The following is a 25066-nucleotide window of genomic DNA, read 5'->3' as shown; positions in this document are numbered from 1 at the left end:
TCTTATGAAAAAAGTATTGATTGTGGAAACGAATGTTGCTCGTTATCAAGGAACAAAGGAACCAACTGGACTATGGTTAGGAGAAGCGACAGAATTTGTAGAAGAAATGCAAAAAGTCGGCATACAAGTCGATTATGTCAGTCCTAAAGGCGGTTTTGTACCTCTTGATCCTAGAAGCATGAAATATACAGATGAGTCTATTCTATCAATTTATGAAAGTGAAGATTTTGTTCAACGTGCATTAACTAATACTTTAAAACCCAGTCAGATTAATCCTGAAGAATATCTCGCTATTTATTATACAGGTGGTCATGGTGTGATGTGGGATTTTCCGAAAGATACGCAACTTCAAAAAATTGCTTTAGCAATTTATAACAATAAGGGCTATCTGACTTCTGTGTGTCATGGAATTGCTGGTTTATTGGATATTCAAGATGAAAGAGGAAAGTACGTCATTTCTGGAAAAAACATTACAGGGTTTACGACAACTGAAGAAATAATCGCTGGGAAAAAATCAGTTGTACCATTTTTAAATCAACAAGTAGCTAAAAAACATGGAGCAAATTTTAAAAAGAAACGTTTTTATAGTGAATATGCTGTCAAAGATGGGCGGATTATCACTGGTCAAAATCCATTTTCAGTCAAAGCGGTAGCCAAACTCTTAATTAACGAATTAAAGCTAGAAAATCTTTTATAAAGATTTCCTAGCTTTTTTCAATAGCACTTATTCTTAGAATGATTTTTCCTTTAGCTTTACCAGAATGTGAGTAATTAAAAGCATCAGCAATTTCTGAGAAAGGAATGATTCTATCGATTACTGGTTTCAAGGTCCCAGCTTCAAAATAGGTTCGCAACGTTTCCAATTGCTTCCCACTTGGTTTCATAAATAGAAAATGATAGTCTACCTGAGCAGCTTTTTCAAGTTTTGTTAAATTACGTGTCACTAAGCGAAAGGCTAGTTTTTTCCAAAGAGGAAGGTGATATTCTTCTGCAAAACGTTCATTTGGTAGTCCTGAAATACTAACAACTTTGCCACCAGGCTTAATGATTTTAAAAGCATTTTCAAGAATTTTTCCACCTTGAGTATCAAAAACATAATCATAATCATGCAGCGTATCATAAAAATTTTCTGTTTGATAATCAATGACTTGATCTGCACCAAGTGATTTGACTAGTTCAAAATTTTTGGCACTAGTTGTTGTTGCAACATAGGCACCAAGCATCTTAGCAATCTGAATGGCGATTGTTCCAATACCACCAGAACCAGCTTGAATTAAAACTTTTTGGTTGGGTTTAATCTTCATAATATCATGTAAAGCTTGATAACTAGTTAATCCTACGAGTGGAATGGCAGCCGCTTCTTCAAATGTTAAATTAGCTGGTTTAATCGCAATATCGCCTTGAGCGACTGCAATATATTCTGCAAAAGTGCCAATACGATTTTTTTGAACACGGCCATAGACAGGGTCACCCACCTTAAAGTTTGTGATTGCAGCACCGACTTCGGTAATTATACCTGAAAAATCACTTCCTAAAATCAACGGCATTTCGTATTTTAGAAGCATCTTTAAGCCACCATCTTTTGTTTTTAAGTCAATTGGATTGATGCTTGCTGCAACGATTTTTATTAAAACATCATTAGCCCCAATCTTTGGCATAGGTACTTGTTCAATAGTGGGTAAATCTTGTTTATAGTGTTTAATTAATGCGGCATTCATTGTTGTTCTCAATTTGTATTCCTCCGAATTATGGTTTAATTATTTAAACCGTTTGATAAATGAATTTTAATTTATTGGTTTAAAAATGTCAACCAATGAAACTGGAATTTTAAAATAAGAACTAACCGATTCGATCCCGACCTTTGCATCTCCCATCTATTCCTAGTATAATAACCATGTTTTCAGTCGGAAGAACCCACAAATTACAAATGGGTAGATGGAAGGAAGTATATAATGACTAATAATTTTTGGGCGGAATTACCAAAACCATTTTTTGTTTTGGCGCCAATGGAAGATGTGACGGATGTGGTTTTTCGTCATGTGGTGAAAGAAGCAGGGGCACCAGATGTCTTTTTTACGGAGTTTACGAATTCGGATAGTTATTGTCATCCAGATGGCATTCAAAGTGTACGTGGGCGGTTAGTTTTTACTGAGGATGAACAACCCATGGTGGCGCATATTTGGGGGGATAACCCAGAATTTTTCCGTCAAATGAGTATTGGTATGGCAGAGATGGGTTTCAAGGGAATTGACATCAACATGGGGTGTCCTGTACCAAATGTTGCCGATCGCGGTAAGGGAAGTGGACTGATTCGACGTCCCGAAGCGGCAGCGGAATTGATTGAGGCGGCGAAAGCAGGGGGATTGCCTGTTAGTGTAAAAACGCGAATTGGTTTTACTGAAACGGCGGAATTAGAAGGTTGGATTACGCATTTGTTGCAACAAGATATTGCCAATTTATCTGTCCATTTACGTACGCGTAAGGAAATGAGTAAAGTCGATGCACATTGGGAGATGATTCCGCAAATAGTGGAACTACGCAATCGTTTGGCACCGCAAACAATGATTACGATTAATGGTGATATTCCGGACCGTCAAAAAGGACTGGCGTTAGCGGAACAATATGGCGTTGATGGCGTGATGATTGGTCGTGGAATTTTTAAAAATCCCTATGCTTTTGAAAAAGAACCAAAAGCGCATACTTCTAAAGAATTGCTGGGTTTGTTACGTCTACAACTTGATTTACAAGATCAATATGCTGAAATGGTTCCACGTTCTATCGTTGGATTACATCGCTTCTTTAAAATTTACGTGAAAGGTTTTCCTGGAGCGAGTGATTTACGAGTACGTTTAATGAATACGAAATCCACGGATGAAGTTCGCACCATTTTGGATGAATTTTTTATTCAATAAGTAAAATATGAACTGCTTTTCAGAAAAAGAAAAGCAGTTTTTTTATTTTTTCAGAAAATACTATAAAAAAATAAGTTTTCCGCTATAATAGATATAATTCAATGAGGAGGAGCTGCTTTTCGGTTAATGGAAAGGCAAGAAGATAGTATGAAAAATAAGGGAATAGTATTTGGGATTGGCGCCTATGTTTTCTGGGGGTTCATTACGCTATATTGGAAATTGCTCACAGATGTTTCGCCGCTTGCGACGATGTGTTATCGCATTATTTGGTCATTTATTTTTATGATTGCTTTTTTAGCGCTGAGTGGAAGCTGGTCACAATTTGTTAAAGAATTAAAACGTTTATGGGAAAATAAGAACTACTTATTTTTAATGATTTTAGCTGCACTATTGATTTCAATTAATTGGTTCACGTTTATTTTTACAGTTAGTGAAGGACATGTTATGGAAGCTAGTTTGGGCTATTACATTAATCCTTTGGTCAATGTCTTGCTGGCAACACTAGTGTTAAAAGAACAATTAAGCCGTAGTGGAAAAATTGCTTGTAGTTTGGTCGTAATTGGCGTGGTTTTACTTGCCATTCAAACAGGAAAAGTACCTTATTCTTCTCTCATTATGGCTTTTTCTTTTAGTATTTACGGATTAATTAAAAAACGTATCCCAATCAGTTCGATGACAGGATTAACGGTGGAAACGTTTGTTATGTTACCATTTTCTTTATTGTATATTTTATTCGTTTCACCAATTGGTTTTATGCATTATTCTGTTCAAACAAATCTTTTGTTAATGGGAGCAGGGGTAGTAACGGTAATTCCATTGCTATTGTTTGCGGAAGCAGCAAAGAGTACGTCTTACATTACGTTAGGATTTATTCAGTATATTAATCCCACGATTATGTTATTGTTTGCTGTTTTCTTATTTCATGAAACGTACTCTCTGGCGCAATTTACGGCGTTTGGATTTATCTGGTTAGGAATTATCGTCTTTACCTATGGAACCACTCGTACCGTAATGAAAACAAGGAAATTAGCGAAATAAGCAGAAGTAACACGATAAACTATCCGGATGATTAGAGTGAGTAGCAATTCCTCTAGCATTCGGATGGTTTGCTATTTAGGGCATTGTATCGCTTATCGTTATTCATACGTGTAACCGCTTCTCTCCAAATTATGATAAAACTACGGTACAATAGATATAATAAATTATAAAGGAGTGGGTGTGATGAGAAAGAAAAGTATTTATGTCAATTATAGTTGGGTAAGTTATCTACTAGGTGGAATGGGGGTAGTATTTTTCATTCCAGCAGTTATTATGCAAGTCGTCACCTTTAGCTCAGATAATTTTAATTTCACGTTAAATGGTGTACGACAACCATATACGGAGGAAAATTTGCGAATATTTCGTCGGATTTTCCTATTTGCTTTTGGAACACCAGCGTTGATTTTAATCATCATTGGTACCACAATTTTTATTATTCAATGGCGCAAAAAACAACGAGCGGAAGAGTTAAAGCAAAATGGAAAAATGTTGGTTTGTCAAAATTTAGAGATTGGTTACTCCTCTATCCAAATTAATCATCAGTATCAAATATTGCTGACTTGTTCATATACAGAAAAAAATGGGGATGTTTATCTCTTTAAAAGTCGCACGTTACGTTATGATCCCCGACCATACTTAAATGGGCAGGTCAATGTCTATCATGAACGAGAAAATATCAAAAATTACTTTGTAGATGTGGAAGGTAGTATGGATAATGTTTACGAGGTATAACCTTGAAACTCCCTCGGTATAAAATTATCGAGGGAGTTTTTTTGCTTATATATCAATAGTTTCTTCTGTTTTTATGCTAGGTGGTAGCTGTGGGGTTACCACGATGTTACCTAGTAACTCTTTGAAGTTTAAACTAATGGTATCATCAAAGAAAGATTTGTTTTTTACGAGATAAATTGTGCGAGTTAAGCCTAAATCAGCTAGTTTTCTACTAGCTAGCGTTTGAGAAGTTAGCTCTTCTTGAACTAATAACTCTGAAATGAAAGCAACGGTTTGCCCGTATTCCAATACTTTTTTCATTGAGGTGACAGAATCCAATTCAATACCATTTAATTCTTTGATGGGATAATCTAGCCATTGTTCCAGAATTGATTTACTCGAGCTTTGTTTTTCATGGAACAATAGTGTTTGATTCAAAATATCTGCTTTGGTAATGACTGTTTTTTTTGTAAACGGATGATTGATACCAAAAACCAATTTGAGTTGGTCAGTGCCAAGTTTTTCATAAACTAAATCAGGATGTTTTTTAGGAGAGCCAATCAGAATACCATAATCTAGTTGAAAGCTGGCGATTAATTTTTCGATTTCTGGTGAGGTATCAGAAACCACAGATAAGCGTATTTGTGGATATAAGGTTGAAAATTGATGGATAATTTCTGGTAAAAAAATTTGATTTGCGAGTCCACTGACACCTAATCGGAACAGGCCACGTGTTCCTTGCTGACTAGTTTTAGCAAAATACATAAGTTCTTCTTGCAAATTGATGATGCGTTGCGCGTAACGATACACGACTTCACCTTGTTTCGTTAGAATGAAATGCCCGGCTTTTCGATAAAACAATTGAATACCTAGTTCTTTTTCTAATGATTGAATATGAAAAGAAACTGTAGAAGGGGTAATGTCGAGTTCTTTGGCGACGGTTGCGCCTTTTTTGCGTTCACATAATTTGCAAAAAACATGTAATTTAAAGTAATTCATCGAAACATCCTTTCAAAAATTCGAATAATTGATTGTTTCTTTTAGTTTATCGTAGTTATTTTGATTTAATGTTAACAATTCGTTAACGTTAAATCAAAATTCACCAAGTATGATGATTACGAGGAGGAATAATAAATGACGATTCAATTAAAAGGTATTCGAAAACAATATGACAATAAAGTTGTTTTAGATGATATTACCTTAAATTTAACTCAAAAATTTACCACTATTCTTGGTGAATCGGGTTGTGGCAAGACAACTTTATTAAAAATAGTATCGGGATTAGTGCAACCGGATGTTGGAGAGATTCTTTTTGATCAAAAACGAATTTTTTCAAAAGAAGAAAAAATAAATGTTCGTCCTAACCAACGAGATTTGGCAATGGTTTTTCAAGATTTTGCTTTGTGGCCCCATATGACAGTATTTGATAATGTGGCTTACAGTTTATCTGGAAGTAAGTCAGATAAAGAACAGCAAGTAATGACTGCCTTACGCATGGTAAATTTAGAGGACTTTGCGAAAAGAAAGCCAAATGAGCTATCTGGCGGGCAACAACAACGAGTTTCGTTAGCTCGAGCATTGGCACCTAAGCCTAAAGTTATTTTATTTGATGAAGCATTGTCAGCACTTGATGCCGTTTTGCGTGAAAAAATGCAGACAGATATTGTGCAATTAATTAATCAAACAGATAGTCAGGCAATTTTTGTCACGCATGACCAAAACGAAGCGATGTCAATGTCAGATGAAATTATTGTCATGGAAAAAGGAAAAGTCAGCCAAATTGGAACACCTAAACAAATTTATGAAGCACCTGCCAATCATTATGTCGCTCATTTTATTGGGAAAACGAATCATTTTGAAGCAGACGTGGTGATTCGCCCAGAATTTATTCAAGTGGCACCTACAGCAAAAACAACGCTTCAGCGAACGGTTCGTGTTGTTCGAAGTCAGTTTACGGGACAACACTATATTGTACAAGGCGTAGTCGGGGAGTTTATTTGGCTATTTTATTCAGAAAAACCTTATTTTACAGATGATTTATGCGAGGTTTATTTTGAAGAACAGCATTTAATTAAAATTGGAGGATAACAAGATGAAAATGAAAAAATTAGGCGTTTTAATGTTAGGAATAGTTGCTTTAGCAGGATGTACTGGGAAAGCTTCAGAATCCAATACTGAAACTACCTCTAAAGCAAATGAAACAACTAATACAGAACAAGAAAGTCTGGCAGGAAAAGAGATTACGGTTTATTCTGCTGGTCCAGATGGGCTATCGGAAAAGATGAAAGTGGCTTTTGAAGAAAAAACAGGGGTGAAGGTCAACTTATTTCAAGGAACTACTGGAAAAATCTTAGCTAAACTAGAAGCAGAAAAAGGGAAACCACTTGCGGATGTATTAGTTTTAGCTTCATTAAGCTCTATGGATAGTTTAAAACAAGCAGGCGAGCTACAAGCGTATCCAGAGGCAATTGGAAAAGATAAATTGAACGTTGACTGGACAGATGCGGATGACTTCTATTTTGGTTACAGCGCTTCTGCGTTAGGAATTACGTACAATACCAAAAATGTGACAGAAGTACCAAAAGATTGGTCAGATTTAGCAAATGAAACATGGAAAGAAACGTTCAATATGCCGGATCCATCTTTATCAGGTTCAGCTTTAGATTTTTTATATGGTTATACGTCTACAGATCAAGGTTGGGACACGCTAACGTCTTGGTTTGAAAATGGGATGCAAATTATGGGAGCGAATAAAAGCGCGCTTGATGCAGTCATTACTGGTGAAAAAAATGCCACCATTTCTGGGGTTGATTATATGGCCTATAAAGCCAAAGCAGATGGTGAACCAATCGATATTGTCTATCCTGAAAGTGGCACTGTTGTAAGTCCACGAGCTGTAGGAATTACTAAAACAGCTAAAGAAGTGTTTGCTTCACAAGCGTTTGTTGATTTTTTACTTTCAGATGAAGGGCAAAACTTAGTTGCAGACGCGTATCTATTACCTGGCAATAGTGAGATTGCGGTAAAAGATCGAGCTTCATTAGAAGAGATTCAACAAATTAAAGTGGAATGGAAAGATTCTGAAGATAAACAAGTGGAAGTGCTACAAGAGTTTGGTAGTATTTCTCAACAATAAAAGTAGGTTGTTGTATGATTGCGAATAAAAAATATTTTCTAGGCGTGTCTTTTGCGCTAGGCTTCTTCACTTTGTTGCCGATTATGGCATTGTTTCATTATGCTTTTTTTCCAGAAGGCCAGTTTTCACTAACAGGCATGATACAGATTATTAGTGAAAAACAAACGTATCGTTTACTTAGTCAATCCTTAAAATTAGGTGGCTGGGTTGTTTTGGGAACGCTAGTCATTTCTTTTCCACTAGCGTTAATTACGACTAAAACGAAACTGAGAAATTATGGGTGGCTGGATATTTTATTTACCTTGCCTTTTATGACACCGCCTTATATTGGCGCAATGGGTTGGATTTTATTTATGCAAAAAAATGGTTTTTTAATGCAGTTATTTCCTAAATTATCGGGACTTTCTGCACCATTTTTTTCACTATTTGGTATGGTAATGATTATGAGCTTGCATCTTTTTCCAACGTTCTATTTGATGCTAAAAAACAGTATGTTGACGTTGGAAGGGTCTTTTCAGGAAGCGGCAAAAATTTATGGAAAAAATAGTTTGTTTAACTGGGTTAGAATTTCATTACCGTTATTAATTCCTAGTTTTTTACTTGGTGCATTATTTATTTTTGTTAAAACATTGGCGGAGTTTGGTACGCCCGTAACTTTTGGGACACGTATTGGTTACAACGTATTCACGACAGAAATTCACACCAATCTTGCTTCTTGGCCCGTTAATATTCCAAAAGCCACCTTTCTTTCACTGGTGTTGTTTGTTTTATGTTTTGTGTTATGGCTTATCCAAGTAAAAGTGATTCAACGTTTTGTTTATGGCACTGTGTCAGGCGCAACGAAAGAACTCACGGTAACTACGAATAAATGGGTCCATGCAGTAGCAATTGTTTTTGTAATTTTGCTGTTTTTATTAGCTATTGGTATTCCATATTTCTCTATTTTAATGACCTCCTTAATGACCGTTCGTGGTGATGGACTAGTGTTTAGTAATTTGAGTCTAGCGGCGTATCGTCAACTGTTTACTAATCAAAATGGTGGATTCTCTGCTTTTTTAAATAGTTTTCTATTTGCTGCTTGCACAGGGGTGATTACAGCAACGCTCGGTTTTTTTGCAGGTATTTATATCTATAAGGGAACACGTTATTCTCAAAAAGTGGTGGATTTTTTTGGATTGATTCCAAACATTGTTCCAGGAATTGTGCTCGTGGTAGGTCTAATGCTATTTTGGAATACCTCATGGTTTCCAGTTAGTTTTTATAATACAAAAGCGATGGCAGTCATCACTTACTGTACGCTATTTTTGCCATATGCTATTCAGTATGTCAAAAACAATATGTTGCAATTAAATGAATCTATTTTTGAAGCTACAGATGTATTCAGTCGTACGAAATTAGGAGCTTTCACGCACATTTATTTTCCATTACTCAAACGCGGTGTGCTAACAGGAATGATGATGACTTTTATTATTTCGATGCGTGAGTTAGTAGGATCATTATTAATCTTACCACCATCTGTCGAAACAAGTGCGACCTTTATTTATCGTCAGTTTGAACAAGGCAACGTCAACACTGGGATGGCGATGGCGGTCGTAACAATTATTATTACGTGCATTTTTGTTATTGCGATTGAAAAAAGTAAAAAATAGGAGGAATGGACCATTAATATCGAGATATTAGGGGGCTGTGGAGAATATGGGAGAAATTGTTTTTACATTGAAATTAATCAGCAAGCCATTCTCTTCGATTGCGGCATCATGAATGATGACAGTCAACGCTTACCACATTTAGAAAAACGCCACGTAGAGAAATTACAAGCAGTCTTTATTTCTCATTTGCACCAAGATCATGTGGGGGCGCTGTCTTTATTAGTTGCCTATGATTATCAAGGGCCAGTCATCTTATCCGAAATAACAGCTGATTGGTTATCTTCGGAATTACCTTTAAATTTTTGTCCGTTTGAGTTGTCGCAAGCCGCTTCATGGCAAACGGTGACAGAAGCGTTGCAATTTTTATGGGGAAATTCAGGTCACGTGATTGGTAGTGTATGGTATAGCGTAGTTTTTCATCACAAACATATTTTCTTTTCGGGAGATGTTTCATTAACTTCGCCATTATATCCGATTGATTTTCCTCCACGTCTAACCTATGATGTTGCATTTATTGACAGTGGCAATGCTGGTCAACAAATTAGTAATTTGAATAGCAAAGAAACCATGCGACAAATCATCGAACAAGGAGCGTTTGATCGATTTAAAATCGAAAGCAAATTTACATCAAAATGCTTAGAAATCTTAATTTATTTCTATCAAACAACGACAATCCCACTTTTGGTAGATCAGGTGATTTACCAGTGGTTGCAATTTCATTGGAAACATCGAGCGAATCTTTTGTTAAAAGCTAGAAATGAACTCCAAGATTTGTTAGCAAGTCCTCGACTTAAACGTATAGCAACGAATGACGAGAAAGGGGGTGTTTATTTCGTATCTAACGAACAATTTGCGTTAAGGAAAATGAATGAGCACTTAAATCATCTTCCTTTTAAAAACCATTTAGATACAAATGAGATTTATTATTTCAGTAACTACCTTGGCGCCAGACAAACGATTTATTTTCACAGCCAAGCATGTACACCGCAAACGACCTTGTCAGAAATTATCAAGTTAAATCAATAAGCAAAGAGAAAGGATGTTTTTATGAAAAAGCTAAAAGTTATGCTGAGTACCGTCTTTATCTTGAGTATGCCTTTAATTGAAACGGCTCCTATTGTGTATGGTGCTACAATCGAACCAGAAGTAGAACTTAAATATAACTTGGATTCAACGATCTTTTCAAAAACACAAATTAAAGCAACCTTCGCAGCAAAAGAAGACGAACGTTTGAAAGTCTATTTTTTTGACACACCTGAACGGACTTTTTTTGCGAAGGATTCTATTCAACGCTTGCGTGTCTATGAAAATAAAAATACGTATGATATCACGTATAAAAAGAGGTTTCAAGATTTGACGTTAGAGGAAGCCATTGCTGAGTTAACACGCCACGGATTTACAGGTTCAGAAAGTAATTATAAATTTGAAATTGATAGTAAAAATGGACAAGACCCGCTATCAGTTAGTCGCAAAGAAAAAATAAAAACAACCAAAAATATTTCTTATAATTTTGTGGATGAACAGGCGGCGTTGAAAGCTGTGCAAGAGAATGTACCCAAGAAAATAAATGATTGGGAACCTAATGAGTGGTTTAAAACAACTCTTAATACCAGCAAAATGACTGATCCAGCAAGTGTTCAAACCTATACCGGAATCTATCAAGGAATTGCGGCAGAGATTGAGTATTGGGAATACCACGGTAAAACCATGGTAGAACTTTCAACAAAAACAAGTGCTGAACAAGCCACCCAAATCAAAACTGTTTGGGAAGAAAGCTTAGAAGCGGATAATTATTTAAGCGAAGACCAACGAGGAAAAACTAATTTTGTTTTATTTGATGAATAAATAAGAAAAAAACCGCGAACGGTTGTTAAACTGTTCGCGGTTTTATGGGTTATTTCCAGTAATTAGCTGCAATTTTTTGACCTTGGTCAATTTTTGCCCATTGTTGGTCGATAGATAGTTCATTCCCACAATCACAAGACGCAAATCCGCATTGGTGAGATAAGAATAAGCGCTCTTTTGGTAAGATTTCACTGGCTTTGTTTAGCAAGGTAATCACACGATCTTCATCATCTAAAGTGGAAGTCTTGCTTGATAATAAGCCTAAAACGACTTCCACATTTGGTCGGTCTTTTAACACTTCTAATGCCGAAATGTCTCCGGCACGATCATCGTCCCATTCTAAAAAGAAACGATCATAATGTTGGTCACGTAAGAATTTTTCGGCAATTGCTTTGTAAGTTCCACTAGAAGCGTGACGACTTTGGTAATTACCTCGGCAATTATGTGTCCAAACTTTCAACCCTAATTCATGGCCAAAGTCTGCTACAGCATTGTTAAGAGCAACAAATTCATCTGCCCAAGCATTTAATTGTTCGGGTCCTTGGGTGGCGAAACTTTTTTCATTATCTTCTGCAAAAATTTCCCATAAGCAATCATCAAACTGCACGATTTCGCCACCGGCAGCTTTGTATTCGGTTAAGAACTCTTTATACGCATGAATTAAACCATCACGTAATTCTTCTGTGTTTGCATAGACTTGTCCTTCACCAACCAAATCATTAAAGACGGTTAACTCCGTGAACGCATGTGCAATACCCCAAACAGTGATTTTTACATCATGATCGTCTGCTTGTGCTTTCGTGTCTTTATAAAGCTGTAAATAATGATGATTTTTACCAGATAAAGGAGCAGTTATACGTAAACCAATATCTTTTCGTGTTTCAAAATGTCCACCATCTAAGTCTTCAAATGGGTAACCATGTTCTGCGATGTAACGTTCAATACCTTCTAAGCCCCATAAAAAATCCAGATGCCACATTGATCGCCCGTGTTCGCCGTCAGTCACGACAGTTAGTTCATGCGCTTTTTGGTCCTCAATAATTTGCTGAATAGCTGCTGCTTCGACTTCCTTGTACCCAGGAAATGCGTCATAAAATGGGTATTGAATATCATCACGGTGTTCGATTTTTGTTTTGTAATCTAATAAATCGCTTGGTCGTAAGAGTGAACCAACTAATTGAAATTTATCTGTCATATGTAATTCCTCCGATAAAATAAGTGATGTATCCATTGTAGCAAGAAGCACTTAAGATAGGTAATACGTTTTATTTTTAGATGGTTATAGATTTTATTTATAACCCTGATAATAGAGGAAGTTATTTATTTTATGATACTTTAAAGAAAGTTAGATTAAAATAAAGTATCAAAAAATGATAAAAAACATTGTACAAAATTTTTTTTCGTGTTATTATTTCCGTGCAGTTAATCTGCCAGACGAGAGAGGCGAGTTTATCTTTGCCAAACTTATTGCTGTTGGCAACAACAGATTTGATGTAGTAAAGGGGCTATCGCGCCCATTGAAGAGATAGTGAATGCTGTCGACTCAAATTTTTTATAAGGTAATGACTTGGATAGTTAATCTAACATTATGCTTGTGAAAACGATTAGTAAGAGTGGTAAAAGTAAACCTACTAAATAGACTCTAACGTTCTACCGGTAAACGCGATTTTATTTTCAGTAAATAAGTTGAAGATAAGAAGACAATGATGGAGAAATCGAATGCACTCAAGTAATAGATGACTATTGCTTGGGTGCATTTTTTTGTTCCCAAGCTTCCAAAAAAGAGGTGGGAAGAATGTATACACAAAGACAAGAAAAAATGCCAATTGTTGAGGCATTACAGGAATTAAAACGGCAACGCTTAGTCCCGTTTGACGTTCCTGGACACAAAAGAGGCAAAGGTAGTCTTGAATTAACTAATTTTTTAGGAGAAAAAGCAATTTCACTTGATGCGAATTCGATGAAATTATTAGATAATCTGAGCCATCCTGTATCAGTTATTAAAGAAGCCGAAGAAATTGCAGCAGAAGCTTTTGGTGCCAAGCATGCTTTTTTCATGGTTAATGGAACCACAGGAGCTGTCCAAAACATGATTTATGCCACGTTGAAAGAAGGAGAAAAAATCCTGCTCCCAAGAAATGTGCATAAAAGTGTGATTAATGCGTTGGTGATGTGCGGAGGAATTCCCGTATATATTGATACGCCGCTACATCTCGAATTGGAAATTTCAACGGGAATGCCTTTAGCTGAGGTGGAAAAAGCCATCCATGCACATCCCGATGCCAAAGCTATTTTAGTGAACAATCCTACTTATTATGGGGTTTGTTCTGATTTACGACGAATTACCGAACTGGCCCATGCACATGGCATAAAAGTATTGGTCGATGAAGCGCATGGTGCGCATTTGTATTTTGGTGAAGGTTTGCCGATGAATGCGATGGATGCCCAAGCTGATATGTCGGCTGTCAGCATGCACAAATCTGGGGGCTCATTAACTCAAAGTTCCTTTTTACTTTGCAATAATGATATTGATCCAGAATATGTGCGACAAATTATTAATTTAACGCAAACGACAAGTGCGAGTTATTTATTGATGTCGAGTTTAGATTTGGCTCGTCATAACTTAGTGAAAAACGGCAAGAAAATTTTTGAACAAGTCATTCAATTATCCCAATATGCCCGGGATGAAATCAATGAAATTGGTGACTATTATGCGTATTCAACTGAAGTGGTGAATCGGACGTCCATTTACGATTTTGACGTGACAAAATTGTGTGTGAAAACGACAGATTTAGGTCTAACAGGCAGTGAAGTGTATGATTTATTACGTGATGAATACAATATTCAGATTGAATTTGGCGATACTGCCAATATCTTAGCATATGTTTCAGTAGGAGACCGACCGCATGATATTGAGCGTTTAGTGGGGGCGTTGTCGGAAATCCGTCGACGTTTCAAACGTGATAAAAAAGGCTTATTGGTATTTGATATTGCGAAAACGGAAGTCTTGATTTCACCTAAAGCGGCTTTCTTTGCTCAGCATGAGAGTTTAGCAATTGCGCAAAGTGCAGGACGTATTTCAGCAGAAATGGTGATGTGTTATCCACCGGGAATTCCAATTGTGGCACCAGGTGAATTGATTACCGAAGCGGTAGTAGAACATATTTTATATGCCCAAGAAAAAGGCTGCTTCTTGATGGGAACAGAAGATGCAACCTTACAAACAATTAAAGTCGTCAAGGAGGGGAACTAAATGGATTTATGGTTTTCAGAATATCATCAAGACGGCGTAAAATTATCGATTAATGTGGATCGTGAAATTGTCAGTTGTCAAAGTGACTATCAAAATATTGCCCTATTCGATTCAAAAGAATTTGGACGCATTCTAACCTTGGATGGGCAATTAATTAATACTGAAAAAGATGAATTTTTTTATAGTGAAATGATGGTACATGTCCCGCTGGCAGTCCAACCGACCATTAAAGACGTTTTAGTCATTGGCGGTTGCGATGGTGGTGTTTTACGAGAACTGGAAAAATATGAGTCGATTGAAACAATTGATGTTGTCGAACTTGATGAACAAGCCATTCAAATTTGCCAAGAGTATTTTCCAAAAAATCAAGAGACTTTTTCGGACGAACGAATTACGTTGTATTTTCAAGATGGATTGAAGTTTGTCCGGGGCAAAGAAGATGCGTATGATTTAGTGATTGTTGATACGGCGAATCCTTTTGGGGTTAATGAAAGCTTGTTTACCCGTGAGTTTTATGGCAATTGTTATAAAGCGCTACGTGAAGAGGGAACGTTGATTAGCCAGCACGCTAATGGGTTTTATGAAGAAGATGAAGAAGCTTTTCGCCATATTCGTCAACGCTTAACGTCGGTCTTTCCAATTAATAAGCTGTATTTAAGTAGCGTGCCAAGTTATGCAGCAGGATATTTATTGTTTGGCTATTCTGCGAAGACTGCCGACCCAGAAAAAGATGTTCAAATTGACGTATGGGAAAATCAAGGGATTCGTACACGATATTACAATACGGATGTTCATCGAGGGGCATTTTGTCTTCCAAATTATATTAAGGAGTTGTTGTAATGAAAGCAAATATTGAAACATTTATTGGATGTGAGGCATCTTTTGAAGAAGCCCAAACAGTATTATTTGGTGCGCCGTTTGATTCGACGACTTCTTTTCGTCCCGGAACACGTTTTGCAAGTAGAGCCATTCGTGGGGATTCCTTTGGCTTAGAAACCTATAGTCCGTACCAAGACAAAGATTTAGAAGACATTGCTGTATTTGATTCCGGTGATTTGGAATTATCATTTGGACGTGTCGATTTAGCCTTAGCGGGAATTAAAGAGCATACGGCCACAATTTTAGCGGCAGATAAGCGCCCGTTTATGATTGGCGGCGAGCATTTAGTGACCTTAGGTGCTTTCGAGGCAGTATTAGCAAAATACCCAGATGTACACGTCATTCAATTGGATGCGCACACTGATTTGCGTCAAGAATATTTAGGAGCAGAGCTATCACATGCGACTGTTCTGCGTCGTATTTGGGATCTTGTTGGTGATAACCGAATTTTTCAATTTGGCATTCGTTCAGGAGAACGTGCCGAGTTTCAATTTGCAAGTGAACATACGCATTTACAAAAATTCAATTTTGAAGGGTTAGAAGAAGTGGTGGCACAATTAAAAGGTCAACCCATTTATTTGACCTTAGATTTAGATGTATTAGACCCATCTGCTTTTCCAGGAACAGGCACGCCTGAAGCTGGTGGAGTTAGCTTTGAAACGTTATTAGCAGGATTGTTAACTATTTCAGAATTAAACATTGTGGGATTAGATGTCAATGAACTATCCCCACAATATGACTTAAGCGGCGCATCGACAGCGTTAGCATGCAAAATTATCCGCGAGTTATTACTTGCAATTCATTAGGAGAGTGAAGAAATGGCAAAAGCATTAATTATTGGCGCAGGCGGCGTCGCAGGGGTAACCGTTCATAAATGTGTTCAAAATAGTGAAGTATTTGAAGAAATTTGTATTGCATCAAGAACCAAACAAAAATGTGATGATTTAAAAGCGAAATTAGATGGTCAAGGTTGTAAAATTTCAACAGCACAAGTCGATGCTAACAATGTGGCCGAATTGGTTGCGTTAATCAATGAGTTTCAGCCGGATATCGTGATTAACTTGGCGTTACCTTACCAAGATTTAACGATTATGGATGCTTGTTTAGAAACGAAAACTCATTATTTAGATACTGCCAACTATGAACCAGAAGATACAGCGAAGTTTGAATATAAATGGCAATGGGAATACCGTGAAAAGTTTGAAAAAGCTGGAATTACAGCTATTTTAGGTTCAGGATTTGATCCAGGTGTAACAGGTGTCTTTTCTGCGTATGCCCAAAAACATTACTTCGATGAAATCAACTATATTGATATTTTAGACTGTAATGCCGGAGATCACGGTTATCCGTTTGCTACAAATTTCAACCCCGAAATCAATATCCGCGAAGTTTCAGCTAATGGTAGCTATTGGGAAAATGGAGACTGGATCGAAACGACACCAATGGAAATCAAAAAGGTTTATGATTTTCCAGAAGTCGGTCCTAAAGACATGTATTTATTGCATCATGAAGAATTAGAATCTTTGGCATTAAACATTAAAGGCATTAAACGGATTCGTTTCTTTATGACATTTGGGGAAAGTTATCTAACTCATTTAAAATGTTTAGAAAATGTTGGGATGACATCCATTGAGCCAATTATGTATGAAGGCAAGGAAATTATTCCATTGCAATTTTTAAAAGCTGTTTTACCCGATCCTGCATCTTTAGGTCCACGCACGAAAGGAAAAACGAACATCGGATGTGTTTACCGCGGTAAAAAAGATGGAAAAGATGTCAATTATTACGTATATAATGTTTGCGATCATGAAGCATGTTATGCAGAAGTGGGCTCGCAAGCCGTTTCTTATACAACAGGTGTGCCAGCAATGATTGGTGCCATGCTTGTTGTCAATGGGGAGTGGAATAAACCTGGTGTGCATAATGTTGAAGAATTGAATCCAGATCCATTTATGGACGCTTTGAATACTTGGGGTTTACCATGGGTAGAAGATTTTAATCCAACATTGGTGAGCGAATAATGGAACCAGTCATTCATTGGAATGTCGCAACTGTTCAGACACCAGCATTTGTTGTAGAAGAACAGTTGTTGCGTAACAATTTAGAACGTCTCAAGCAGGTAAAAGAGGCAACAGGTTGTAAAATTTTACTCGCACAAAAAGCTTTTTCAATGTATTACTTCTATCCATTGTTAGCTGATTATCTTGATGGTACAACAGCAAGTGGGATTTATGAAGCTCGCTTAGGTTTTGAAGAGTTTGGTGGGGAGACGCATGTTTTCTCACCAGCGTATCGACCAAAGGAGTTTACCGAGGTATTACCCTTGTGTGATCATGTTGTCTTTAATTCGTTAAGTCAATGGCAGCATTTTAAAAAAGAGGCCTTAGCAAGTGGGAAATCATTAGGATTACGAATTAATCCAGAATGTTCTACCCAAGATGGTCATGCAATTTATGATCCGTGTGCGCCTGGTTCTCGTTTAGGGATTCTAGCAAGCGAGTTAACTGCTGACGATTTGATTGGGATTGATGGGTTGCATTTTCATACCTTGTGTGAGCAAAACTCGGACGATTTAGTCACCACACTACAAGCAGTAGAAGAAAAGTTTGGTCATTATTTACCACAAATGAAATGGCTTAATTTTGGCGGAGGACATCACATCACTCGTAAAGACTACGATATTGAGACTTTAATTGAAGTTATTCACCATATCCAAGACACCTACCAAGTAACGGTTTATCTAGAACCAGGCGAAGCAGTAGCGTTAAATGCTGGCTATTTAGTCGCTCAAGTGTTGGATATTACTCAAAATCACGGGATTACGAATGCGATTTTAGATACCTCAGCAACTTGTCATATGCCTGATGTATTAGAAATGCCGTATCGACCGTTTGTAACCGGTAGTGGCGAAGCGCAAGAAAAACAGTATACGTATCGTTTTGGCGGACCAACTTGCTTAGCTGGTGATATCATTGGTGATTATTCTTTTGATACGCCATTAACAATTGGTTCAAAAGTAATTTTTTGCGATATGGCGATTTATTCGATGGTTAAAACGAATACGTTTAATGGAATGCCTTTAGCAAGTATATTGGCAGTAGATAGTAATCAGCGTATAACTACAGTCAAAGAATTTGGTTACGAAACATTTAAAGACCGTCTTTCTTAAGACACAAAAAAAGCGAGGGAATTATTCAGTCCTTCGCTTTTTTGTGATTAATCTTCTTCGCTACCCATGAATTTTGCTGCAAAAGAAGCAATTGCTGAACCAACAAGTGGTGCTAATAAGTATACCCAGTAGTGTGCTAATGCTGAACCACCCGCAAAGATGGCAGGACCAAAGCTACGGGCAGGGTTTAGTGAACCACCAGTTAAGTTTAAAGCTACAATGATTAGGAAAGCTAACGCTAAACCAATCGCAATTGGTGCTAGACCAGCATTGCCATATTTTTTACTTGTGACCATTAAAATGACAAATACGAATAAGAATGTAATAATTGCTTCAAATAAAAACGCTTGTCCAGCCGTAATATTTGGAAAATCAGTTTGTCCAAAGCCGTCTTTTGGTAAACTCAATGCATGAATGAAAATTGATAAAACACCAGATGCTGCAATTGCACCTAAAAATTGAGCAATAATATAAAAAATACCATCTTTTACTTCTAATCGTTTATTCAACATCATGGCTAAAGAAACCGCTGGATTAAAATTCCCTCCAGACACCCCACCTACAGCACACGCCATAATCGTAACAGCTAGACCAAATGCTAAACCGATACCAAGATAGCCAATAGCTGTCTCCCCTGTGTTAGCAATTGCCACTGTACCTGTTCCTAAAAATACCAGAACAAACGTGCCAATAAATTCTGCGCAATATTTTCTTATAAAAATCGCTCCTTTGTTATTCTATTTTATTGAAGTGTAGCATATATCAAAAAAATAAGCTTGTCTCAACCTAATGAAAACACCAGATTGTTAATGAATACGTTTGTAAATTAATCATTGATAAATCAATGGTTATAAGAAGATTAAACGGATGTTTTTTTCATATAGATGTATAAAGTTTAACAAAAAGGAAAGAGCTATGTATAAATTTATTTTTATTATTTTGTTTGTTATTTAAAATAAGAGTGAAGAAAAACGAGATTACCTGTCACTTTGTTTTACTTATTTTGATTGGGTATAATGGGGTGTAGAAGAGAATATAAATATCTTTAAAGGATGCGTTATATAATGATAAAAAAACAAATTAATGTAGTTGGAGCTATTTTAGTAGCTAATGGGAAAATTTTGTGTGCTCAGCGAGGAGAATCCAAATCATTATCGTACCTATGGGAATTTCCAGGTGGAAAAATAGAATACGGAGAAACACCTCGCCAAGCATTAAAAAGAGAGATATCTGAAGAATTGCTGATTCAAGTGGAAGTAGCAAAAGAAAACTTTGAAACAACAACTTATGAATATGATTTTGGTATTGTACAACTAACGACTTTTATTTGTCAGTTACAGCAGGGAGAACCCACATTAACTGAACATATTGCGTTTAAATGGTTGCTACCTTCTGAATTGATGTCTTTAGATTGGGCACCAGCCGATATTCCAGCTGTAAAAAAAATAGAACGAATGATGTAATGGAGGAAAACAAATGGATCTATTAAAAAGGTCTCTACACAAAGGTTTTATTGATAAACATATGATAAGTTCAATCTATGATCCCCGGATGATTATTAATAAACCAGAGAAAAAAGAGTTTTTTTTAAATACGTTACAATCTGAATTAGAATCGTGTGAGGAATTCTTTTTTTCAATCGCTTTTATCACCCAAAGCGGATTAAGTGCATTAAAAACACAATTGTCAGATTTGAATCAGAGAGGGATTAAAGGGAAAATTTTAACTTCTACTTTTTTAGCGTTTAATAAACCTGAAGTATTTGAAGATTTATTGAATATTCCTAATATAGATGTCCGAATATCTGATAAAAAAGGATTTCATGCGAAAGGTTATTTATTTAAACAAAGTAACTATCAGTCTTTTATTATAGGTAGTTCCAATCTGACAATGAATGCATTAAAAATTAACTATGAATGGAATATACGGCTAACGTCTTATGATCATGGAGAAATCTTTCATCAACTGAAAGAAGATTTACAAATGACATGGAGCGGAGCAACACCACTGACTAAAGAGTGGGTTGATAGGTATCGCCAAAACTATCAATCAATTTTAAGAAGATCCTTAGAAAAAGATAAAATAGCAGAAATTCCAACAAAGTATATCGTTCCTAATAGCATGCAGACTACAGCCTTAAACAATTTAAAAGAATTAAGAGAAAAAAATGAAAAAAAAGGGTTGGTGATTTCTGCAACTGGAACAGGGAAAACATATCTTGCTGCATTTGATGTGCTACAATTTAAGCCCCAAAAGATGCTCTTTATCGTCCATCGTGAACAAATTTTAAATAAAGCTATGTCAGATTTTAAAAAAATTATTGGTGGAGTAGAGACAGATTTTGGTATATTATCGGGAAATAGAAAAGATATAGAAGCAAAATATTTATTTGCTACAATCCAGACTATATCTAAAAAAAAGTATCATCAATTTTTTTCAAAAGATAATTTTGACTATATTTTGATAGATGAAGTTCATAAAGCTGGGGCTCAATCATATTTGAATGTACTAAACTATTTTGAACCTAAATTTCTATTAGGAATGACGGCTACACCTGAAAGAACAGGAAAAGATGACCGCTTAAACATTTTTGAATTGTTTGATTACAATATTGCTTATGAGATTAGGTTGCAAGAAGCACTAGAAGAGGATTTACTGTGTCCTTTTCATTATTTTGGAGTTACAGATTACGAATGTAATGGCGAGATTATTTCAGAGACGAGTACGTTAAAAGATTTGATTACACATGAGCGGGTAGATTTTTTAATTGAAAAAATTAATTACTATGGGTGCTATGAGAATCAACCTAAAGGATTGGTATTTTGTAGTCAAAAGGAAGAAGCTAGACAAATGTCTGATTATTTTAATGAGCGAGGAATTCCTTCAACTTATTTGACAGGCGATCATAACATTGAAGAACGTGAAAAACAAATTATTCTATTAGAAGAAGGAAAATTAAATTATATATTTACAGTAGATATTTTTAATGAAGGTATTGATATACCAAAAGTAAATCAAGTTGTGATGCTTCGTAATACACAATCAAGTATTGTCTTTATTCAACAATTAGGGCGCGGCTTACGTAAAGACCGTTCAAAAGAATATGTGACTATCATTGATTTTATAGGAAACTATAAGAATAATTATATGATTCCAATGGCCCTTTCAGGAGACAACACGCGGAATAAAAACAATTTACGTCGTGATACTTTTGAAACAAATTATATTACAGGTATCTCTGTTGTTAACTTTGAAGAGATTGCAAAAGAACGTATTTTTGAATCCATTAATACAGCTTCATTGGATTCGATGAAAGAATTAAAAGAGGCGTATTATCAATTAAAAAATCGAATAAATAGAGTTCCATATTTGGTTGATTTTCAAAAATCAGGAGTTATAGATGCAGGAATTATTGCAAATAAGTATAAAAATTATTATGAATTTTTAGTTAAACTTAAAGAGAATGCAACTGTTATTACACAAGAAGAAAGTAAAGTATTATCGTTTGTTACAACAGAGATTTTGCCAGGTATGAGAAAACAAGAAATACTTTTATTAAAAAATTTATTGATAAAAGAATGTTTGACTTATACTGAAATGGAGATGTTATTTGCGGATAATAATTTACCTCATGATAAAATGACTATTTCATCCGTTTTAAATACATTGACTTTGGAATTTTATACAGGGACATTTCGAACAAAATTATGAAGGTGCAGAATTAATCGTAGTCGATCAAGATGGAATACAGCTATCAACGATTTTAAAAATAGGGAAAAACCATCTGTATTTTATGGAACTTTTAGATGATTTACTTGAAGTAGCGAATATTCACGCTCAAGAATACGATATACAAACATCGTTAACTCTTTATAAAAAATACCGTCGACGTGATGTATTACGTTTGTTAAATTGGGAAAAAATGATGATAGAACAAAATATCGGAGGGTATACGTATAAAGAAGAAAGCAAAAAATTTGTTATTTTTGTTACTTTAGAAAAGGGGGAAGATTTCAAAGGAGCATTGGTGGCATATGAAGATGAGTTAATAGATCAGCACACAATGAAATATTTTACAAAAGCTCCTAGAACGATTAATTCTCCTGAAGTAAAAATTCTGCAAAACTATCAAGAGTGGGAAATTTATATGTTTATGCAAAAATCAGATGATGAAGGAAGAGATTTTTATTATCTTGGACAAGTTGAACCGATTCTCAATACGATTAAGCAAGAAGAGAAAAGAATCGAAACTGGTAAAAAGTTAAGTGTAGTAAAATTAATGCTCCATTTTAAAACAACGATAGAAAATAAATTATTCAACTATCTAAACAAAAAATAACCGAGGTGTCCCATGTCCCTAAAACCAACTATCGACCAAATCAATCAATTCCGTGATGAGCGGAATTGGCGACCATTTCATAATGCAAAGGATTTAGCAATTTCAATTTCGATTGAAGCAGCAGAACTGTTGGAAGACTTTCAATGGGTGTCAGCAGATGAAGGTGTTGAAAAGAATTTAGCAAATATTAAAGAAGAAATTGCGGATGTATTGATTTATACATTGATGTTATCAGATAATCTTGGTCTTGATGTTGAAGAGATTATTCAAGAAAAATTAGAGAAAAATGCGATTAAATACCCAATCGATAAAATTTAAAGGAGAAATTTTATGCAAGCATTGTTTTTTGATGTGGATGATACGTTGTACGATCAATTCGTTCCTTTTAAGCGAGCGATTGAAGAACAATTGGACTTCCGAGAGGCAGAATTAGAGAAGTTGTATTTGGAATTTCGTAAGGTGAGCGATGCGTATTTCCATTTGTCTGAAAGTAGCGAAATATCGATGGAAGATATGCGTGTTTTAAGAATTAAGCGAGCTTGTCAGCAATTTAAACATGAGCTTTCTCGAGAACAGGCGTTAGCTTTTCAAACTGATTATGTCCGTTTTCAAGGGGAAATTGAGTTGCGAGAAGAGATGAAAGAGGCATTGCAATTTTGTCAGCAAGAAAATATTCTAATTGGCGTCATTACAAATGGTCCAACGGCGCATCAATGGCGTAAAGTGCATCAATTGGCACTCACAGAATGGATTTCTGAAGAGCATATTTTCATTTCAGCACAAGTAGGGATTGCTAAGCCGGATGTGCGATTATTTCGTCATGTGGAACAAAAGCTAGGCATCGAACCCAAGCAGGCTATCTATGTGGGTGATTCGTACGCCAATGATATTGTTGGTGCCAAAGATGCTGGTTGGCAAGCGATTTGGTTAAACTATCGCAACCATCTAGCTACAGAAGCTATTTCTCGACAAGATTATTTGTTAGAAGGAAATCAACCCGTGACACCGCTACTCAAAAAATTATTTTTGAACTAATGAAAAGTATTTCCAATCATTTGCTGATTGGAAATACTTTTTTTATCAAAGAAGCATAAGTTACGTAATTCACTATTTGTTCATAAATTTAGTGAATTCCAACACAATATCTGTTGGAAAATTATTCTGCTTGTGATAATATGAATTAGTTGCAAGGAGGATAACAAAATGATTGAATTAATCGCAACTGTTGAGTCAACAGAACAAGCCAAAGAATTGTTACCAATCGTTGATACGATTTTCTTTGGAGAAGAAATATTTGGGTTACGTTTACCCCATACGTTTTCAAGAGAAGAACAAAAAGAATTAGTCGAACTTGCTCATCAAGCAGGCAAGCAAGCGATGGTCGCCGTAAACGGGTTGATGCATCCTGAAAAAATGAAAATGATTCCTGAATATTTAGCTTTTTTACATGAGATTCAAGTGGATAAGATTTCTGTTGGAGATGTAGGTGTTATTTATGTCTTGAACAAACATCCCGAATGGCAATTACCCTATGTGTATGATGGTGAAACACTAGTTACGAGTGCGCGTCAAATTAATTTTTGGGCAAAACGAGGAGCAAATGGTGCTGTTTTAGCACGTGAAGTTCCGTTTGATGAAATGAAAGTATTGGTTCAAACGGTGGAGGTACCCGTTGAAGTGTTAGTATACGGCGCGACATGTATTCATCAATCAAAACGTCCATTATTGCAAAATTACTATCATTTTACGCAACAGAATGAAGATAGGAGTAAAGATCGCGGATTATTTTTATCTGAACCAAAAAAAGACTATACTCATTATTCTATTTATGAAGATAGTCATGGCACACACATTTTTGCAAGTAATGATGTTTGTTTAATGAAGGAAGTAGCGGATTTGCATGCACTAGGATATCAAACCTGGAAGCTAGATGGTATATTTTGTAGCGGCCAAAACTTTGTGGAAATTGCTCGCTTGTTTAATCAAGCACGCCAAGCAATTTTAGCAAATGAATGGACACCAACATTGGCGGATGATTTGTACAAAAAAGTACAAAGTCTACATCCTGAAAATCGTGAGTTAGATACAGGCTTTTATTATATTGAGCCAAGTAAAATTAAATAAGGAGCAAGAAA

General features: G+C 35.9%; 22 protein-coding genes and 1 pseudogene. 19 read left to right on the top strand and 4 right to left on the bottom strand.

Features of this window, described 5'->3' with window-relative positions:
- Nucleotides 1–4: 4 nt before the first annotated feature.
- Entirely contained in the window at nucleotides 5–697 is a 693-nt protein-coding gene (locus tag AC4BC7_RS11500; protein WP_490502916.1) for a type 1 glutamine amidotransferase domain-containing protein, read from the top strand.
- Between the two features lie 7 nt (nucleotides 698–704).
- Here the strand turns inward: AC4BC7_RS11500 and AC4BC7_RS11495 are convergent, their stop codons facing one another.
- The gene (locus tag AC4BC7_RS11495; protein ID WP_490504430.1) at nucleotides 705–1718 is read right to left on the bottom strand and encodes an NADP-dependent oxidoreductase; all 1014 of its coding nucleotides are present in this window, start codon (nucleotides 1716–1718) and stop codon (nucleotides 705–707) included.
- A 234-nt stretch (nucleotides 1719–1952) separates the two neighbouring features.
- Between AC4BC7_RS11495 and AC4BC7_RS11490 the strand changes: the two genes are divergently transcribed.
- From AC4BC7_RS11490 to AC4BC7_RS11480, 3 genes are all read left to right on the top strand, one after another.
- Complete coding sequence (locus tag AC4BC7_RS11490) at nucleotides 1953–2912, top strand: tRNA dihydrouridine synthase (RefSeq protein ID WP_490502915.1); 960 nt, start codon at nucleotides 1953–1955, stop codon at nucleotides 2910–2912.
- A 147-nt stretch (nucleotides 2913–3059) separates the two neighbouring features.
- Nucleotides 3060–3950 carry an EamA family transporter RarD gene (gene rarD, locus AC4BC7_RS11485; RefSeq protein WP_207941575.1) on the top strand — a complete coding sequence of 297 codons (891 nt, stop codon included), beginning with the start codon at nucleotides 3060–3062 and terminating at the stop codon, nucleotides 3948–3950.
- Nucleotides 3951–4133: 183 nt separating this feature from the next.
- Nucleotides 4134–4682 carry a hypothetical protein gene (locus AC4BC7_RS11480; RefSeq protein WP_490502914.1) on the top strand — a complete coding sequence of 183 codons (549 nt, stop codon included), beginning with the start codon at nucleotides 4134–4136 and terminating at the stop codon, nucleotides 4680–4682.
- Between the two features lie 45 nt (nucleotides 4683–4727).
- On the opposite strand, the gene AC4BC7_RS11475 is transcribed toward AC4BC7_RS11480, so the two are convergent.
- The gene (locus tag AC4BC7_RS11475; RefSeq protein ID WP_490502913.1) at nucleotides 4728–5660 is read right to left on the bottom strand and encodes a LysR substrate-binding domain-containing protein; all 933 of its coding nucleotides are present in this window, start codon (nucleotides 5658–5660) and stop codon (nucleotides 4728–4730) included.
- Between the two features lie 135 nt (nucleotides 5661–5795).
- On the opposite strand from AC4BC7_RS11475, the gene AC4BC7_RS11470 reads away from it, so the two are divergent.
- Genes AC4BC7_RS11470 through AC4BC7_RS11450 form a run of 5 tightly spaced genes read left to right on the top strand, consistent with a single transcriptional unit; the run spans nucleotide 5796 to nucleotide 11291 of the window.
- Nucleotides 5796–6749, top strand: a complete 954-nt coding sequence (locus AC4BC7_RS11470; protein ID WP_490502912.1) for an ABC transporter ATP-binding protein — start codon at nucleotides 5796–5798, stop codon at nucleotides 6747–6749.
- A gap of 4 nt (nucleotides 6750–6753) precedes the next feature.
- Nucleotides 6754–7797, top strand: coding sequence for an ABC transporter substrate-binding protein (locus AC4BC7_RS11465; protein ID WP_490502911.1), 1044 nt, complete (start codon nucleotides 6754–6756; stop codon nucleotides 7795–7797).
- Between the two features lie 14 nt (nucleotides 7798–7811).
- Entirely contained in the window at nucleotides 7812–9446 is a 1635-nt protein-coding gene (locus tag AC4BC7_RS11460) for an ABC transporter permease (protein ID WP_490502910.1), read from the top strand.
- A gap of 12 nt (nucleotides 9447–9458) precedes the next feature.
- Entirely contained in the window at nucleotides 9459–10472 is a 1014-nt protein-coding gene (locus AC4BC7_RS11455) for an MBL fold metallo-hydrolase (RefSeq protein ID WP_339076390.1), read from the top strand.
- A gap of 21 nt (nucleotides 10473–10493) precedes the next feature.
- The gene (locus tag AC4BC7_RS11450) at nucleotides 10494–11291 is read left to right on the top strand and encodes a CYTH domain-containing protein (protein ID WP_490502909.1); all 798 of its coding nucleotides are present in this window, start codon (nucleotides 10494–10496) and stop codon (nucleotides 11289–11291) included.
- 49 nt (nucleotides 11292–11340) lie between these two features.
- Here AC4BC7_RS11450 and AC4BC7_RS11445 read toward each other — a convergent pair whose 3' ends face one another.
- Nucleotides 11341–12486, bottom strand: coding sequence for a cobalamin-independent methionine synthase II family protein (locus AC4BC7_RS11445; RefSeq protein WP_490502908.1), 1146 nt, complete (start codon nucleotides 12484–12486; stop codon nucleotides 11341–11343).
- Nucleotides 12487–13086: 600 nt separating this feature from the next.
- On the opposite strand from AC4BC7_RS11445, the gene AC4BC7_RS11440 reads away from it, so the two are divergent.
- Genes AC4BC7_RS11440 through nspC form a run of 5 tightly spaced genes read left to right on the top strand, consistent with a single transcriptional unit; the run spans nucleotide 13087 to nucleotide 18592 of the window.
- Nucleotides 13087–14544 carry an aminotransferase class I/II-fold pyridoxal phosphate-dependent enzyme gene (locus tag AC4BC7_RS11440; RefSeq protein WP_207941518.1) on the top strand — a complete coding sequence of 486 codons (1458 nt, stop codon included), beginning with the start codon at nucleotides 13087–13089 and terminating at the stop codon, nucleotides 14542–14544.
- On the top strand, nucleotides 14545–15384 hold the full coding sequence (speE, locus tag AC4BC7_RS11435; RefSeq protein ID WP_490502907.1) for a polyamine aminopropyltransferase: 840 nt from the start codon (nucleotides 14545–14547) through the stop codon (nucleotides 15382–15384).
- On the top strand, nucleotides 15384–16229 hold the full coding sequence (gene speB, locus AC4BC7_RS11430; RefSeq protein ID WP_207941516.1) for an agmatinase: 846 nt from the start codon (nucleotides 15384–15386) through the stop codon (nucleotides 16227–16229). Before speE ends, speB begins: the two co-directional genes overlap by 1 nt.
- Nucleotides 16230–16241: 12 nt before the next feature.
- Complete coding sequence (locus AC4BC7_RS11425; RefSeq protein ID WP_490502906.1) at nucleotides 16242–17444, top strand: saccharopine dehydrogenase family protein; 1203 nt, start codon at nucleotides 16242–16244, stop codon at nucleotides 17442–17444.
- Nucleotides 17444–18592 carry a carboxynorspermidine decarboxylase gene (nspC, locus tag AC4BC7_RS11420; RefSeq protein WP_490502905.1) on the top strand — a complete coding sequence of 383 codons (1149 nt, stop codon included), beginning with the start codon at nucleotides 17444–17446 and terminating at the stop codon, nucleotides 18590–18592. Before AC4BC7_RS11425 ends, nspC begins: the two co-directional genes overlap by 1 nt.
- Before the next feature lie 47 nt (nucleotides 18593–18639).
- Here the strand turns inward: nspC and AC4BC7_RS11415 are convergent, their stop codons facing one another.
- Nucleotides 18640–19308 (bottom strand): MIP/aquaporin family protein, encoded by a 669-nt coding sequence (locus tag AC4BC7_RS11415; protein ID WP_490504429.1) that lies wholly within the window; start codon nucleotides 19306–19308, stop codon nucleotides 18640–18642.
- Between the two features lie 348 nt (nucleotides 19309–19656).
- On the opposite strand from AC4BC7_RS11415, the gene AC4BC7_RS11410 reads away from it, so the two are divergent.
- The 5 genes and pseudogenes from AC4BC7_RS11410 (at nucleotide 19657) to AC4BC7_RS11390 (ending at nucleotide 25055) form a co-directional block, all read left to right on the top strand.
- A complete protein-coding gene (locus AC4BC7_RS11410; RefSeq protein ID WP_490502904.1) occupies nucleotides 19657–20055 on the top strand; it encodes a (deoxy)nucleoside triphosphate pyrophosphohydrolase in 399 nt (132 codons plus the stop codon).
- A 13-nt stretch (nucleotides 20056–20068) separates the two neighbouring features.
- A pseudogene (locus AC4BC7_RS11405) lies at nucleotides 20069–22931 on the top strand (DEAD/DEAH box helicase).
- A 12-nt stretch (nucleotides 22932–22943) separates the two neighbouring features.
- Nucleotides 22944–23249, top strand: coding sequence for a nucleotide pyrophosphohydrolase (locus AC4BC7_RS11400; RefSeq protein WP_207941509.1), 306 nt, complete (start codon nucleotides 22944–22946; stop codon nucleotides 23247–23249).
- A gap of 12 nt (nucleotides 23250–23261) precedes the next feature.
- Nucleotides 23262–23966, top strand: coding sequence for an HAD family hydrolase (locus AC4BC7_RS11395; RefSeq protein ID WP_490502903.1), 705 nt, complete (start codon nucleotides 23262–23264; stop codon nucleotides 23964–23966).
- Between the two features lie 168 nt (nucleotides 23967–24134).
- The gene (locus AC4BC7_RS11390) at nucleotides 24135–25055 is read left to right on the top strand and encodes a peptidase U32 family protein (RefSeq protein WP_490502902.1); all 921 of its coding nucleotides are present in this window, start codon (nucleotides 24135–24137) and stop codon (nucleotides 25053–25055) included.
- Nucleotides 25056–25066 lie beyond the last annotated feature (11 nt).

The sequence above is a fragment of the Enterococcus sp. AMC1623 genome (genome assembly GCF_058216495.1).
Note: the sequence above shows the minus strand (reverse complement) of the source record. Positions and strands in the feature narration are given on the sequence as shown.